This window comes from Cytobacillus sp. FSL K6-0265 (assembly GCF_038003465.1).
GTDB lineage: Bacteria > Bacillota > Bacilli > Bacillales > Cytobacillaceae > Cytobacillus > Cytobacillus stercorigallinarum.
This window is the reverse complement of the sequence record NZ_JBBOPE010000001.1, coordinates 3741983-3756159: the sequence shown is the minus strand read 5'-3', so window position 1 is coordinate 3756159 and position 14177 is coordinate 3741983. Positions and strand designations below refer to the sequence as shown.

Sequence of the window (14177 nt, the reverse complement as noted above, 5' to 3'; positions counted from 1 at the left end):
GAAACACCTCTTTTTTCTTAACGTATCGAGATGCCTCTCCAGAATACTTTCCATGAGGCTTCTAGTTTTTCTTGTAATCGTTTTGTATCACTCATATAGACAAGCTCAAGCATGATGCTATCGACAACACCAAAGAATGCAAGTGTAGGTATGCGTGGATGTTCCGCATGCAATAGCCCTTCATTTATCCATTGCTGGAATTTTTCCTGTAATAAGGCTTGCGTTTTTTCTTCTATATCAATGACTTCAAGGTCAACCTCTTTTTGAAGATGAGCAGGTGGGAAGAAAGACATTCTTAGCCAGAACTTCAATTGCTCATTCTGTTGAAAGAGATCAACAATTAGTTGTAAAAATCCGTATAAATCTTTTTCTGGTTGTGAGCTACGAAGGTTACTAAAATATTGTAATTTGCTTAGTAGTTCAGTTTCTTTGGCATCATGTAACACCTGAAGAAATAAATCATCTTTCCCGCGAAAATGAGCATATAATGATTGTTTCTTCATGCCAACTTCTTCTGCTATTTGGGAAAGGGAAGCACCTTCATATCCATGTATCGTAAAATATTTCAAAGCTGCTTCCTTTATATCATCACTTTTCATTTCACTCACCCCTGATTAACGAACGTTCGTAAGTTATCTTATCAGAGGGTTTAAGTAAAAGCAATAAAAATTAGTTGGCAAATTTCAGCAATATTAGTCGCTAAACGAAGTAGAAATACATTATTTAGAATCTGTAGATGGTGGGATAGAAATACCATTAGATATACAAAAGGTTTGATATGTTAAAATAAACTCTTAAAGGATGGATAGGTGAGATGGAGGTAGATAATCATGTGTGAGTCTCTTCGGGAAGATATAAAAGAAAAGCTAGAAAGTGGTTATTACCACTGTGCGAAGGAGTTCACTTTATCAGTGATAAGTGGCAAGTACAAAGTTGTCATCCTTTGGCATTTAGGTGTAGAAGGTCCTTACCGTTTTAATGGCCTCCAAAAACTTTTTGATGGTGTATCGCATAAAACGCTATCTAATCAATTAAAAGAGTTAGTAGAAGACGGGATGATCAGTAGAAAAGTGTATCCGGAGATGCCGCCGAAAGTGGAGTATTCTATGACGGAATTAGGTTATTCGTTATTACCTATCATAGAAATGATGTATGAATGGGGTACGAACCGCATCCAACAGCTACAAGAAGAAGGCATTTTAAAAACCAGCTTTGAGGAGAAGTAATCCTAAGCTGGTTTTTATTGTTAGCTAAGCTTTAGCCTTATTATTAGTTATTTAATAATTTCAATGCCTCACGATTAAAAGCAGGTAAGTCATCTGGTGTACGACTTGTTACAAGTTGCTGATCAACAACTACTTCTTCATCGACAAATTGTGCTCCAGCATTGATTAAGTCTTTACGAACAGAAATGAAGCTCGTCACCCTTTTTCCTTCTAATAAATCTGTATCAATTAAAAATTGAGGTCCATGACAAATAGCGAATACCGGTTTGCCTTCTGCGATAAAATGTTTGGCAAATGTGGCGTGGTCAGGATTAATTCTTAATAAATCCGGAGAAAACCCTCCAGGAATAAGCAAAGCGTCAAAGTCTTCTGGACTTACTTCATCAAGCCCTTTATCCACAGTGAAAGTTTGGCCATTTTTTCCTCTGATTTCTTTTCCTACTTCAGCATTTACAATGGACACCGTGTGGCCAGCTTCTCTCATTTTCTCAGCCGGATCAGTTAATTCAATTTCTTCCACCATATCTGTTACAAGAGCGGCAATTTTTTTACCCATTTCAATATCACTCCTACTTTGTAATCTATTCTTATCGTAAATCGTTAAACAACAAATGTGAAGAACGCACTTTCGTTACACATAGTTACTTTGAAGTAACTATGAAGTATCAGAATATACACTTGATTTGCATATATTAAAATAATGATTGACATAGATTTGACTCATATGATAGATTTGTTTTATCACTCTAATATATTAGCAGACTAAAGTATTTGTATATTTATAAATTGGGGGCTTAATCATGGGGAAAAAATTAACGCTTTTTGTTTTATCACTTTTAGCAGTCGGATTTCTAGCTGCTTGCGGCTCAACAACATCTAGTGAGGAGAAAGGTTCAGAAGAAGGAAAGGAAATCGTTATCGGAATAGATGATAAGTTTGCACCAATGGGGTTCCGGGATGAGAATAATGAAATTGTCGGTTTTGACATTGATTTAGCAAAAGCGGTAGTAGAAAAAATGGGAGCAACACCTGTCTTTCAACCGATTGATTGGAAAACAAAAGAGTCTGAATTAAGTAGTGGTCGTATCGATCTCATATGGAATGGTTATACGATTACAGATGAAAGAAAAGAGAAGGTCTTATTTACTAAGCCATATTTAAGTAATGCACAAGTGGTTGTGACGCAGGCAGATTCTAATATTGAAACTATTAATGATTTAGAAGGAAAAGTAGTAGGCTTACAATCCTTATCATCGGCTGCTGATGCCTTAAGTGGAAATGAAATTAGTGAAAAAGTAAAAGAGGTTACAGAGTTCTCAGATAATGTTTTAGCGTTAGCAGATTTGAAGAATGGTCGCGTCGAAGCAGTAGTCATTGATGAAATCGTCATTGATTATTATATGACAAAGGAAAATGAAAATTTTAAAGTCCTTGAGGAATCACTGGCACCAGAAGAGTATGGTATTGGTGTGAAAAAAGGAAATGAAGAATTGTTAGCAGATTTACAAGCAGCATTAGATGAAATGATTGCGGATGGTACGGCGGCAGATATTTCCGAGAAATGGTTTGGTGAAGATTTATTATTGAAATAATAAATGAATAACAGCAGGATTTCCTAATTGGAGGAAACCCTGTTTTGTTTTTGGAGGATGAACGATGTCACTTGATTATATTATGACGTTACTTAAACCTATGCTAGAAGGCGCGCAAATTACAGTGTTGCTCTTTATCATTGCCATTATTGCCTCAATTCCACTTGGATTTTTATTAACACTAGCAGCTCGTAGTAAGATCAAGCCTTTATCTTGGTTTGCCCATACGTATATTTATGTGATGCGGGGAACACCTTTACTATTGCAATTATTATTTATTTGTTTCGGGTTACCGATGCTTCCAGTCGTAGGTGAATATTTAGTCCTTGATCGCTTTGTTGCCGCAGCTTTAGGGTTTATCTTGAATTATGCCGCTTATTTTGCTGAGATATTTCGCGGGGGCTTAATCTCAATAGATAAAGGTCAATATGAAGCAGCGCATGTACTAGGGTTAAATCGCTGGCAAACAATGACACGTATCATCATTCCTCAAATGATCCGGGTGGCATTACCAGCGATTGCGAATGAATCTATTACGTTAGTAAAGGATACAGCGTTATTATATGCAGTCGCTGTTCCGGAACTTTTACACTTTGCTCAAACGGCAGTCAATCGTGATTTTACTATCATGCCATTCTTCTTAGCAGGCATCATCTATCTACTGATGACACTTGTGCTTTCGTTTATTTTTAAATGGATTGAAAGAAGATTTAGATACGCATAGGAAGGAGCGCTTAGTATGACAGTTATTTCTGTGGTTGATGTAAAAAAGTCATTCGGTAAAACAGAAGTATTAAAAGGAATCAGCCTTAATATTAAGAAAAATGAAGTGGTGTCAATTATCGGTCCTTCAGGTTCAGGAAAAAGTACGCTACTTCGCAGTATGATTAAATTAGAAGAAATCAACAGCGGTTCAATCATCATTGATGGGGAGGCATTAGTGGAAAATGGAAAGTATGCTAAACCTCAAAATGTGAAAAATATGATTGCGAAAATGGGTATGGTGTTTCAACATTTTAATTTATTCCCACATTTAACAGTCCGAGAGAACTTAGAAATCGCACCGAACATGGCTAAAATGGGGACAAAAGCGGAAATCAGACAACGAAGCGAGACATTATTAGCTAAGGTAGGATTAAGGGAATGGATGGATGCCTTTCCTGGTAATTTATCCGGTGGGCAAAAGCAACGGGTGGCCATTGCAAGAGCTCTAATGATGGAACCAGAAATTCTGTTGTTCGATGAACCGACCTCGGCATTGGACCCTGAGCTAACCGTTGAAGTATTGCAAGTAATGAAGGAATTAGCAAAAGAAAAAATGACGATGATCGTTGTGACCCATGAAATGGGCTTCGCCAAAGAAGTCTCAACAAAAAGCATATTTATGGATCAAGGTGAAGTGGTTGAAGAAGGTAAGCCAGATCAATTATTTACTTCACCTCAACATGAGCGAACAAAAGCGTTTCTAAAGAGAAATCTAAAATAAAGTATAATACCCTCTATCTAATTGGTAGAGGGTGTTACTATGATGCCTTATGATTCAGAAGAGGAGCTAGAATAAAAGAAGTTTCCTTCGAAACAATGTTAAATGCGATAGAATCCCCGATTCTAACATACAACAGCTTACCACCGGCTATAGTCTAAATACAAAAATGTGAACGGAGTACCATCGTTTGTACACTCCGTTCACACTTTCATTAAGCATCAAAATAGGCTTTTGCCTTCGCGATAAAAGAATCTTCCTCATCAGGTACATCTTCTTCATAGAAGATAGCATCTACTGGACAAACCGCTTCACATGCGCCGCAATCAATACAAATTGAAGGATCAATCAAATATTGATCTTCCCCTTTTTCAATGCAATCGACCGGGCATGAGTCAAGGCAATCAGCGGCCTGTTCATCAATACAAGGAGATGTAATTACGTAAGCCATATTTCTCTTCCCTCCCATCGTTTATATCTGAAGTGTTTTCTTCACAAATGTGTGTCTATTGTATAATTAAATATTTTTACCTGTATTCCTCTTTTCTCTTGCATTTAAACCTATTTTTGGCAATTGAGTATAGAAATGCTCATTACTTTTGAAATATTCTTCCTTTTTTCTTTGACAATAACCACTTCCATTACATAGACTGAAGATATAATCAAATATTCGTTTGAATGAGGTGCTTTTATTTTGGTTGCCAAGGTGAAGATAGATGCTGAGGTTTGTGAAGTGATTTGTAATGATGAAGAGAAGGTTAGTCGCGTCAAGCAAGAAATGAACGATATAACAGGACTTGAGCTAATCTTTAAAGCTTTATCGGATGCTACACGTATAAAAATTGCTTATGCTCTTACAATAGAAGAAGAACTTTGTGTTTGTGACGTTGCAACAATCATTGGTTGTTCAATGGCAACTGCTTCCCATCATTTAAGATTATTAAAAAATATTGGATTAGCGAAATTTCGCAAAGAAGGAAAGCTTGTTTATTATTCTTTAGATGATCTCCATGTGAAACAATTAATTCAGATTGCATATATTCATCATCAGGAAGGGCGGCCAAATCAATGAGTGAAGGTGAAGCTAAACAGAACTATCGGATTGAAGGATTTTCATGCGCTCATTGTGCTGGGAAATTTGAGAAAAACGTACAAAACATACCCGGAGTAAAAGAAGCGCATGTAAATTTCGGTGCTTCTAAACTTTCAATTGTAGGAGAAGCCCCTCTTAGCGACATTGAAAAAGCGGGTGCATTTGAAAAACTTAAAGTTATTCCTGAACAGAGAATAACTGAAAAGACTTATCGTGTGGAAGGATTTTCTTGTGCAAATTGTGCTGCCAAGTTTGAAAGAAATGTAAAGAATTTGTCTGGTGTACAAGATGCCCATGTGAATTTTGGTGCAAGTAAACTCTCTGTACAGGGGGAAGTATCGATTGCAGCATTAGAACAAGCAGGCGCTTTTGAAAATTTAAAGGTAGTCGAAGAAAATGCCCATGTCGGATTAAATGAAAAGGAGTCAACTTCGTTTATACAAAAATACAGTCGTGTGCTTATTGCTAGTTTGTTTGTAATATTTGGCTATCTATCCTGGATTGGGTTAGGAGAGAGCCATTATCTTACGGTTTCAATGTTTCTTTTCTCGATAATTATTGGTGGCTTAGATTTATTAAAGATAGGTGTAAAGAATCTAATAAAGCTAGATTTTGATATGAAAACATTAATGACTGTAGCCGTCATTGGTGGGGCGATCATAGGCGAGTGGGGTGAAGTAGCCGTTGTTGTCATTTTATTTGCCATAAGTGAAGAACTGGAGCGCTATTCGATGGAAAAAGCACGACAGTCTATTCGCTCCCTTATGAAAATTGCTCCGAAGAAAGCAACCATTAGAAGGGGCGATATAGAGCAGGTTGTGTCTGTTGAAGAAATTCTAGTTGGCGATATTATGTTAGTGAAGCCAGGACAAAAAATTGCCATGGATGGCATGATTGTTAAAGGTTTATCATCCATCAATCAGGCATCGATTACTGGTGAGTCCATTCCAGTTGAAAAAGGTGTAGATGATGAGGTATATGCAGGTACTCTGAATCAAGACGGTTATTTAGAAGTGAAGATTACAAAATTGGTTGGTGATACGACAATTGCCAAAATCATTCACTTAGTAGAGGAAGCACAGGGTGAAAAAGCACCTGCACAAGCTTTCATCGACCGTTTTGCAAGATACTACACACCAGTGATTATGTTCATAGCTGTTCTCATTGCCATCATCCCGCCATTATTGTTAAATGGGAGCTGGGAAACTTGGGTTTACCAAGCATTAGCCGTTTTAGTCGTTGGTTGTCCTTGTGCCCTTGTCATTTCGACACCAATTGCCCTTGTTTCAGCAATCGGGAATGCAGCTAGACACGGCGTGCTCATTAAAGGTGGTATCTATTTAGAAGAGTTGTCGCATATACAAACAGTAGCTTTTGATAAAACAGGGACGTTAACAAGAGGGGAACCGGTAGTTACTGATTTTAATGTCCATGATGATGAGAAAGAAAGCGATGAGTGGCTACGAATGATTGCTAGTATTGAAAAACTTTCTCAACATCCATTAGCTGCTGCTGTTATTCATTTAGCAGATGAAAAAGGGTTAAAAGATAAAGACATTGAAGTAACAGACTTTGCTTCACTAACAGGTAAAGGGGTTCAGGCAAAGATAAATGGAGATAAATACTATATTGGAAATCCGCAACTTTTTACCCAATTACAAGTAATGCCTGAGATTATAAGTGAAATAATTGGAAGACAACAAAGTGAAGGAAAAACAGTCATTGTTTTTGGAACAGAAAAAAAGATACTCGTAACAATGGCCATTGCTGATGAAATCCGCCAAGTAAGCAAAGCGGTAATAGAAAAGCTACACCAATTAGGTATTAAACAAACGGTGATGTTGACAGGAGATCACCATAAGGCTGCCAGTAGAATCGGGGAATTAGCTGGAGTATCGAAAGTGTATGCAGAATTATTACCGGAAGAAAAATTAGCACTCGTAAAAAGACTGCAAAAAGAGTCCGGACATGTAGCAATGGTCGGTGATGGCGTAAATGATGCTCCTGCTCTTGCTTCTGCACAAGTGGGGATTGCGATGGGAGGAGCAGGTACGGATGCGGCCTTAGAAACGGCGGATATTGCTCTCATGGGTGATGATTTATCAAAGCTTCCTTTTGCGATGAAGTTAAGTAGAAAAACAATGAGAATCATAAAAGGAAACATTATCTTCTCACTTACGATTAAGCTGATTGCTCTACTACTCGTTGTCCCAAGTTGGTTAACTTTATGGATTGCAATTGTAGCAGATATTGGTGCTACTTTAATTGTGGCCTTAAATAGTATGCGCTTAATGAAAGTGAAAGAGTAGGGAGGCGTAATGCCTCCTTTTTGTTTGAATAGTACCATATTACTTCAGTTGCTCTATTGTTTTTCCGAAAAATTCTGCAAACTTAATCAATGTTTTTTCCTTTGGATTTGCTTGATTCAATTCATACCGTGAAATCGTACGGGCACTAATGCCTATGCGCTCACTTAATTCCTTTTGCGTCATATGCTTCTTTAATCTTTCTACTTTTAAGTTCAATCCTAATTGTTTAGACATAGAGGCTCCTTGGTTATTTTTACAAATGAAGTTAACTAGTTATATAGTACCATAAAAAATGAGTGTTTTCAGTATTTTTGTGCATTTACACTGTGGTAATAGGAGAAAAGGTGGTGGAGAGATGGAAATAAGAAATGCAAGTAGAGCGATAACAATAGAAGGCGAACGCTTGTTATTAGTTAAATGTATTGATGAATGTGGCATCTTTTATGTTTTTCCTGGGGGAGGACAAAACCATGGGGAAACCCTTGAAGAAACAGTGAAAAGAGAGTGTTTAGAAGAAACGGGAGCAATTATTAAAGTAGGAAATCTTCGTTATATTCGTGAATACATAGGGAGAAATCATGAGTTTTCATCACAGCATAAAGAGGTACATCAAGTTGAATTCTTCTTCACCTGTCATCTGTTAGAGCAGAATGATGCGATTCTGGAAGATGATCACCAAGTGGGGATAGATTGGATACCCTTAAAAAGCATTGAGGCACTTCGGATATATCCTCAAGAGCTAACAAAATACATTCTCGATGATCATTCTCCTGTATATCTTGGGGATGTGAACTGAGAGACAAGAATTTAGTTTTGCACGCCTATATAGAAAATGATCAAAAGTATCCATACTTTTGACCATACACTCTCCATATATACAATCTATATTTAATACGTGAAATTATTTATAGATTTTCTTCTTCAATTCCTTATTCCGCTCACTAAACAATTCGTTATGTGAAGAAACCATTCCAAATCCATTGGCTTCTGGATCGATATAGGTCTTCGCATGGTTGACAGCATTGGCAGCGTCTTGGAAGGCGCCGGCAATGAGGTGAACTTTACCATCATGTTTCAGAATATCTCCTGCTGCATATAAGCCAGGGATAGATGATTCACTTCTGCTACTACCTGCAATATAAAAATCATCAATCATGTCGATTTGCATATCACAATTATTGAGGAGGGCTGAATCTCTTTCGTATCCATGGTTGATAATCACATCATCTATAGCAAGGGTGGATATTTCACCTGATTCATGATTAGTTAATTCAACATGTTCAATACGATCTTGTCTCTCACCAGCAACAAGCTTAGTAATAGAAGAGTGGAAAATGACTTCAGCTGAGCTATTCTTCAGTTGTTCTACTTGTGCCTCATGTCCGCTTAATTCACCTTTACGGTAAGTCAAATAAACTTTTTTTGCATAAGGAACAAGTTCATTTGCCCAATCGACAGCTGAGTTTCCTCCACCTGATATCACAACCGTTTTATCACGGAAGCTTTGAATGGATTTCACTGTATAGTGGAGATTGGATACTTCATATTTTTCTGCACCTTCGATTTGAAGCTTCTGTGGTTTTAAGATCCCCCCACCTACAGCGACAATGACCGTTTTGGAAAAATGTATTTGTCCTGATGCGGTATGTAGATGAAAGATACGGTTGTCATCTTGATCGATTTTTACAATTTTTTCATTTAGTACAACAGTGGGATCAAATGTTAAGCCTTGAGTAACGAGTTGTTCGATTAGTTTCTCACCAGGCACAGGAGCTAGGCCACCTACGTCCCAAATCATCTTTTCTGGGTACACATGAATTTTCCCGCCAAGCTGTGGTTGAAATTCAATAATCTTGGTCTTCATGGAACGTAACCCACTATAAAAAGTAGAGTACAAGCCTGCTGGACCTCCACCAATAACCGTCACATCAAATAACTCGTGCTGTTCCATCTTGATCCCTCCTAATTTCCGCAATTGATTATCATTCTCATTAAAGGATAACGCTTTTTCCTCTTTTCTGCAAGAGGAACTTCCTACTTTTTCATTATAAGAATCATAGGCCAATTGATTTAGCAAAAAAATCGCAGAGTGTGTGGATAATCTCTACGATTTTTTTATTCTTTTACTCTAATCGTTAAAAGGATGATAAAGGAAATAATAATCATAGCACCTACCCATAGCCAAGCCATGGTCATTTGACCGGAATCGATGGCTAGATAGATAGCAATAGGAATCGTTTGTGTTTCCCCAGGAATATTACCTGCAAACATTAATGTTGCGCCGAATTCTCCTAGTGCTCTGGCAAAGCTTAAAATAGCGCCAGAAATAAGCGCTTTAGAAGCTAATGGAACAGATATTAGCCAAAATACTTTCCAATCATTTGCACCATCCACACGTGCGGCATCCTCGATATCACGATCAATACTGAGAAAGCCAGATTTAGCTGATTGATACATTAAAGGGAAAGCGACGACGATGGCGGCAAGGACTGCAGCCGACCAAGTGAAAATAATGGGCCGATCGAATAACCAAGTGAGGGCTTGACCAGCCCAACTATTTTTACCAAAAATGACAATTAATAAGAAGCCGACGACCGTCGGTGGTAGTACCATTGGCAACATTAAAATCGTTTCGACGACTGCTTTTCCTTTAAAAGACTTCCTTGCTAGAAAATAGCCAGCAATTGTTCCGATGATTACTACGATTATTCCAGCGAGAATGGAAATTTTTAAAGAGATCCATATGGGACTTAAAAAGGTTGGACTGGTAATATTATTGAGCAGTGAATCCATATTTTTCAAAGACCTTTAATGCTTCATCGGTTTGTAAGAAGGTATAGAATTCCTTCGCTGCATCGTAATTTTTTGTGTCTTTTACGATACCAACAGGGTAAATAATGGGTGTATGTGTATCTGCACCTGCTGTATCAATAATTTCAACTTTATCAGAAACGAGTGCATCTGTTTTATAAACAATGCCTGCATTTACGTTGCCGGTTTCCACATAAGAAAGAACTTGTCTCACATCTTTTGCGTAAACGGTTTTAGCTTTTAGCTCGTTCCATAAGCCCATATTTTCAAGTGATTCGACACCGTAAGCACCTGCTGGAACAGATTCGGGTGTACCAAGTGAAATTTGTTCAACATCCTCTTGCGTTAAATCTGTAAAACTTGTTAAATTTTCTTCATTTCTTGGCGCGATTAACACTAAGCTATTCCCTAATAGATCCACACCATCTTCTTTTGCAATATTTCCTTCTTCTACTAAAGTATCGAATTTATCTTCTGCAGCTGAGAAGAAGAGGTCAACTGGTGCGCCTTGGGATATTTGTTGTTGGAGAGAACCTGAACCACCGAAATTGAATGTTAGTTTTGTCTCAGGGTGTTGATCTGCATACATTTCATCGATTTCTGACAGGGCATCTTGCAAACTGGCAGCAGCAGAAATTGTTAATTCTACGGATTCTTTTCCTTCATGATCTGTTTCTTTTGGGGCAGCTTCTTCTTCATTTGGAGAACACGCTACGGTAAATAAAGTGACTAAGAGTAATAAACAGATAAGCTTTAATTGTTTTGACAAGTTGAATCATCTCCATCTTTCCTCTAATTGGTTATATCTTTTTATATCTTATTATAACTAGTTATAAAATAAAATACTTTTTATACTAAAGAATTACTTTTTTTGACGCTTTATCAAATAGAAGGAGATGTTCATCGGCGATTGATAAAGGTAATTGGTCACCTTTAGTGAAGGATAATAATCCAGGTGCTTTGATCGTTAAATGAATCTGGTTGTGTTTTGCATAAATAATAGTATCTGCACCAAGAGTTTCTAAGTCTTCAACGGTGGCGGTCAAGAGTGAATTATATTCATCTATGATTAAATGCTCTGGACGAATGCCAACTAGGACCTCCTTAGTTGTTCTTAAGTTTTTACGTGAGAAAATAGTCGGAATTCCGTCAATTGTAATGACATTGGATTCGATCTTTCCGTTTAAAACATTAATAGCTGGTGATCCTATAAAGCTGGCGACAAAAAGATTAGCTGGCGTTTCGTATATTTCATGTGGTGTACCCACTTGTTGAATACTTCCATCTTTTAATACGATAATACGATCAGCCATTGTCATTGCCTCTGTTTGATCATGGGTGACATAAATTGTCGTAGTGGCTAGCCTTTCATGCAAAAGTGTAATTTCTCTGCGCATTTGTGTACGCAGCTTGGCATCTAGGTTAGAAAGTGGTTCATCCATTAGAAAAACGGGATTATCGCAAACGATTGCCCGAGCAAGGGCTACACGCTGCCTTTGTCCTCCGGATAGATCTGCCGGTTTTCTTGTCAACAAATTTGTTAAGCCAGTAATCTCTGCGGTTTTCAACACTTTTTTCTTTATATCAGTTTTCTTTTCTTTCCTCATCTTTAAACCGAAAGCGATGTTTTGATATACTGTCATATGAGGATATAATGCATAATTTTGAAAGACCATTGATAGATTGCGCTCTCTAGTAGGGACGTTATTCATTTCTTTCCCATCAATCAGTAATCTTCCGGAAGTGATGTCTTCTAAGCCGGCTATCATTTTTAGAATCGTTGATTTTCCACAACCAGATGGTCCAACAAAGACAATGAACTCTTGTTCTTTTGTTTCAAAGTGGAAGTCTTTTATGACTGGTTCACCAACCTGGTAAGATTTAGAAATATGTTCAAAGATTAATTGTGTCATTTTGCCCGCCTTTTAATTAGTTATAATTAGTTATTGTTTATTATAATAAAAACATAAACAAAAGACGAACCTTTTTTGAAATATCCTGGAGGTGATGCGCTTGACGAATGATGCATCTTATACAATTGAAGAAGTTTCACAATTATTAAAGGTTTCAAAGCTAACAGTATATGATCTTATTAAAAAGGATCAACTCCCTGCTTATCGAGTAGGGAGGCAAATGAGAATTGATGCCATTGATTTGGAGCGTTACAAATCCAAAAGTAAAACAGGCATCACCAAGAATAAACCTGTGAAAGAAGGAAAAGAGAAAGATCAATCCATTGATGATGGTCATGTGATTATAAGTGGACAAGATATTGTTCTAGATATACTGGCTAAGCATATAGAAAATAAAAAAGGACAATCGCCATTAAGGCTATATAGTGGGAGCTTGAATAGTTTATTTTCGATGTATCGCGGAGAATGTAATGTCGTTAGTTGTCATTTGTTTGATGGTGATACTGGAGAATATAATACGTCCTATGTGAAGAAGATTCTTGTCAGTCAACCGTTTATCCAGCTGAATCTTGTTTACCGTACGGCGGGTATCTACGTACAAAAAGGAAACCCTCTTCATATTCAAGGGTGGGCAGATCTTGGACGTTCGGATGTTACGATCATGAATCGGGAAGTTGGCTCAGGGGCAAGAGTATTATTGGATGAACAACTTAGAGTTCATGGATTCAATGCTAACAAGCTGAATGGGTATGATCATGTGTTAACAAGCCATTACTCAGTTGCATCAGCTGTCGCGAGCGGTCAGGCTGATATTGGTATAGGTATTGAAAACGTAACAAAAATGGTCAATGTTGACTTTATTCCATTAATATCTGAACAATATGATCTCATCATTCTTAAGGAAAATGAAGAACTCGTGCAATTGCTGAAAGAAACGGTTAATTCTTCTAGTTATAAAAAGGAAATCGAACAGCTATACGGCTATGATTTAGGCAAATGTGGAGAAGTTATTTACGAATCATAAGTGAAGGAAAAACCTATTGTCTGAAAAAGACAGTAGGTTTTTTGTTGAGAATAACATGTCTTGCCATCCGTCACTTCTTTCTATGGTAAAATTAGTGTAACAAAATTCTGATTTTTCTATGAAAGGGGGATGTACATGATAAAAATCATGCAAGCTAATTCAACCCATGTTAATGGGATTATTAAGGTGTGTTCGGATGGATATCGGGCGACCTATAAGGATTTATATACAAAGGAATATATTGAGAGCGTGATCAGTGATTTTTACAATGTTGCTAGAGTTTCAGCAGAAGTTGAAACGAGGAATCGACAATGGGGAGGTTATTTTGTAGCAGTAGATAATGAGCATGTTATTGGTGCAGGTGGCGGTGGATTGACTGGTGAAGGAATCGGGGAAATCTTTGTTTTATACCTTGATCCAACTAGGAAAAACCAAGGTATCGGCACAAAATTATTACATGCAATCACGAAACAACAAAAAGAAATCTACGGTGTAAAAGAACAATGGGTTTCTGTTCAAAAGGGAAATAGAATGGGCATTCCCTTTTATGAGGCAAAAGGTTTCGTTTTGCAACATGAACAGAAAGGTTGGTATAACAAGGGGCAAGGCGAATATAAAACTTTGCGATATGCGCGGGATATTTAGTAGCAAAAAGAGTTGGTAAAATTTTGGGATGTAGGTATATACAAAATAACTAAGCTACAGGACATAATTAAAAATCGGTGG

The 14177-nt window shown here is 37.4% G+C and carries 17 protein-coding genes; 9 read left to right on the top strand and 8 right to left on the bottom strand.

Annotated features, from left to right (window positions below):
- Nucleotides 1-17 precede the first annotated feature (17 nt).
- Complete coding sequence (locus MHH73_RS19085; protein ID WP_191812792.1) at nucleotides 18-599, bottom strand: TetR/AcrR family transcriptional regulator; 582 nt, start codon at nucleotides 597-599, stop codon at nucleotides 18-20.
- A gap of 231 nt (nucleotides 600-830) precedes the next feature.
- Between MHH73_RS19085 and MHH73_RS19080 the strand changes: the two genes are divergently transcribed.
- Entirely contained in the window at nucleotides 831-1226 is a 396-nt protein-coding gene (locus MHH73_RS19080) for a winged helix-turn-helix transcriptional regulator (protein WP_191812790.1), read from the top strand.
- A gap of 43 nt (nucleotides 1227-1269) precedes the next feature.
- Here the strand turns inward: MHH73_RS19080 and MHH73_RS19075 are convergent, their stop codons facing one another.
- Nucleotides 1270-1782: a type 1 glutamine amidotransferase domain-containing protein gene (locus tag MHH73_RS19075; RefSeq protein ID WP_341068710.1), complete on the bottom strand. Its 513-nt coding sequence runs from the start codon at nucleotides 1780-1782 to the stop codon at nucleotides 1270-1272.
- 244 nt (nucleotides 1783-2026) lie between these two features.
- On the opposite strand from MHH73_RS19075, the gene MHH73_RS19070 reads away from it, so the two are divergent.
- The 3 genes from MHH73_RS19070 to MHH73_RS19060 all read left to right on the top strand — a co-directional run bounded on the left by MHH73_RS19070 (nucleotide 2027) and on the right by MHH73_RS19060 (nucleotide 4304).
- Entirely contained in the window at nucleotides 2027-2818 is a 792-nt protein-coding gene (locus MHH73_RS19070) for an amino acid ABC transporter substrate-binding protein (RefSeq protein WP_191812786.1), read from the top strand.
- Nucleotides 2819-2882: 64 nt separating this feature from the next.
- Entirely contained in the window at nucleotides 2883-3542 is a 660-nt protein-coding gene (locus MHH73_RS19065) for an amino acid ABC transporter permease (protein ID WP_191812784.1), read from the top strand.
- Nucleotides 3543-3557: 15 nt separating this feature from the next.
- Nucleotides 3558-4304: an amino acid ABC transporter ATP-binding protein gene (locus tag MHH73_RS19060; protein ID WP_341068708.1), complete on the top strand. Its 747-nt coding sequence runs from the start codon at nucleotides 3558-3560 to the stop codon at nucleotides 4302-4304.
- A gap of 211 nt (nucleotides 4305-4515) precedes the next feature.
- Here the strand turns inward: MHH73_RS19060 and MHH73_RS19055 are convergent, their stop codons facing one another.
- A complete protein-coding gene (locus tag MHH73_RS19055; protein ID WP_341068705.1) occupies nucleotides 4516-4752 on the bottom strand; it encodes an indolepyruvate ferredoxin oxidoreductase subunit alpha in 237 nt (78 codons plus the stop codon).
- 261 nt (nucleotides 4753-5013) lie between these two features.
- Here MHH73_RS19055 and MHH73_RS19050 point away from each other — a divergent pair, with 261 nt between their 5' ends.
- Entirely contained in the window at nucleotides 5014-5373 is a 360-nt protein-coding gene (locus tag MHH73_RS19050) for an ArsR/SmtB family transcription factor (RefSeq protein ID WP_318245465.1), read from the top strand.
- Nucleotides 5370-7703, top strand: coding sequence for a heavy metal translocating P-type ATPase (locus tag MHH73_RS19045; RefSeq protein ID WP_341068702.1), 2334 nt, complete (start codon nucleotides 5370-5372; stop codon nucleotides 7701-7703). Before MHH73_RS19050 ends, MHH73_RS19045 begins: the two co-directional genes overlap by 4 nt.
- A 39-nt stretch (nucleotides 7704-7742) precedes the next feature.
- On the opposite strand, the gene MHH73_RS19040 is transcribed toward MHH73_RS19045, so the two are convergent.
- Nucleotides 7743-7937: a helix-turn-helix transcriptional regulator gene (locus tag MHH73_RS19040; RefSeq protein WP_191812775.1), complete on the bottom strand. Its 195-nt coding sequence runs from the start codon at nucleotides 7935-7937 to the stop codon at nucleotides 7743-7745.
- Nucleotides 7938-8058: 121 nt separating this feature from the next.
- On the opposite strand from MHH73_RS19040, the gene MHH73_RS19035 reads away from it, so the two are divergent.
- On the top strand, nucleotides 8059-8499 hold the full coding sequence (locus tag MHH73_RS19035; protein ID WP_191812773.1) for an NUDIX domain-containing protein: 441 nt from the start codon (nucleotides 8059-8061) through the stop codon (nucleotides 8497-8499).
- Between the two features lie 105 nt (nucleotides 8500-8604).
- Here the strand turns inward: MHH73_RS19035 and MHH73_RS19030 are convergent, their stop codons facing one another.
- From MHH73_RS19030 to MHH73_RS19015, 4 genes are all read right to left on the bottom strand, one after another.
- Nucleotides 8605-9654: an NAD(P)/FAD-dependent oxidoreductase gene (locus MHH73_RS19030; RefSeq protein WP_191812771.1), complete on the bottom strand. Its 1050-nt coding sequence runs from the start codon at nucleotides 9652-9654 to the stop codon at nucleotides 8605-8607.
- Between the two features lie 164 nt (nucleotides 9655-9818).
- A complete protein-coding gene (modB, locus tag MHH73_RS19025) occupies nucleotides 9819-10496 on the bottom strand; it encodes a molybdate ABC transporter permease subunit (protein ID WP_341068697.1) in 678 nt (225 codons plus the stop codon).
- Nucleotides 10477-11283: a molybdate ABC transporter substrate-binding protein gene (modA, locus tag MHH73_RS19020; protein ID WP_341068695.1), complete on the bottom strand. Its 807-nt coding sequence runs from the start codon at nucleotides 11281-11283 to the stop codon at nucleotides 10477-10479. Before modA ends, modB begins: the two co-directional genes overlap by 20 nt.
- 85 nt (nucleotides 11284-11368) lie before the next feature.
- Nucleotides 11369-12427, bottom strand: coding sequence for an ABC transporter ATP-binding protein (locus MHH73_RS19015; protein WP_341068693.1), 1059 nt, complete (start codon nucleotides 12425-12427; stop codon nucleotides 11369-11371).
- Nucleotides 12428-12527: 100 nt separating this feature from the next.
- Between MHH73_RS19015 and MHH73_RS19010 the strand changes: the two genes are divergently transcribed.
- A complete protein-coding gene (locus MHH73_RS19010) occupies nucleotides 12528-13451 on the top strand; it encodes a helix-turn-helix transcriptional regulator (RefSeq protein ID WP_341068690.1) in 924 nt (307 codons plus the stop codon).
- A gap of 135 nt (nucleotides 13452-13586) precedes the next feature.
- Nucleotides 13587-14096 carry a GNAT family N-acetyltransferase gene (locus tag MHH73_RS19005; protein ID WP_341068688.1) on the top strand — a complete coding sequence of 170 codons (510 nt, stop codon included), beginning with the start codon at nucleotides 13587-13589 and terminating at the stop codon, nucleotides 14094-14096.
- Nucleotides 14097-14177: the final 81 nt, after the last annotated feature.

Excerpts from the sequence above, each read along its gene's own strand:
- MHH73_RS19085 (WP_191812792.1), bottom strand. The coding sequence starts at position 599 with ATGAAAAGTGATGATATAAAGGAAGCAGCTTTGAAATATTTTACGATA.
- MHH73_RS19080 (WP_191812790.1), top strand. The coding sequence starts at position 831 with ATGTGTGAGTCTCTTCGGGAAGATATAAAAGAAAAGCTAGAAAGTGGT.
- MHH73_RS19075 (WP_341068710.1), bottom strand. The coding sequence starts at position 1,782 with ATGGGTAAAAAAATTGCCGCTCTTGTAACAGATATGGTGGAAGAAATT.
- MHH73_RS19070 (WP_191812786.1), top strand. The coding sequence starts at position 2,027 with ATGGGGAAAAAATTAACGCTTTTTGTTTTATCACTTTTAGCAGTCGGA.
- MHH73_RS19065 (WP_191812784.1), top strand. The coding sequence starts at position 2,883 with ATGTCACTTGATTATATTATGACGTTACTTAAACCTATGCTAGAAGGC.
- MHH73_RS19060 (WP_341068708.1), top strand. The coding sequence starts at position 3,558 with ATGACAGTTATTTCTGTGGTTGATGTAAAAAAGTCATTCGGTAAAACA.
- MHH73_RS19055 (WP_341068705.1), bottom strand. The coding sequence starts at position 4,752 with ATGGCTTACGTAATTACATCTCCTTGTATTGATGAACAGGCCGCTGAT.
- MHH73_RS19045 (WP_341068702.1), top strand. The coding sequence starts at position 5,370 with ATGAGTGAAGGTGAAGCTAAACAGAACTATCGGATTGAAGGATTTTCA.
- MHH73_RS19040 (WP_191812775.1), bottom strand. The coding sequence starts at position 7,937 with ATGTCTAAACAATTAGGATTGAACTTAAAAGTAGAAAGATTAAAGAAG.
- MHH73_RS19035 (WP_191812773.1), top strand. The coding sequence starts at position 8,059 with ATGGAAATAAGAAATGCAAGTAGAGCGATAACAATAGAAGGCGAACGC.
- MHH73_RS19030 (WP_191812771.1), bottom strand. The coding sequence starts at position 9,654 with ATGGAACAGCACGAGTTATTTGATGTGACGGTTATTGGTGGAGGTCCA.
- modB (WP_341068697.1), bottom strand. The coding sequence starts at position 10,496 with ATGGATTCACTGCTCAATAATATTACCAGTCCAACCTTTTTAAGTCCC.
- MHH73_RS19015 (WP_341068693.1), bottom strand. The coding sequence starts at position 12,427 with ATGACACAATTAATCTTTGAACATATTTCTAAATCTTACCAGGTTGGT.
- MHH73_RS19005 (WP_341068688.1), top strand. The coding sequence starts at position 13,587 with ATGATAAAAATCATGCAAGCTAATTCAACCCATGTTAATGGGATTATT.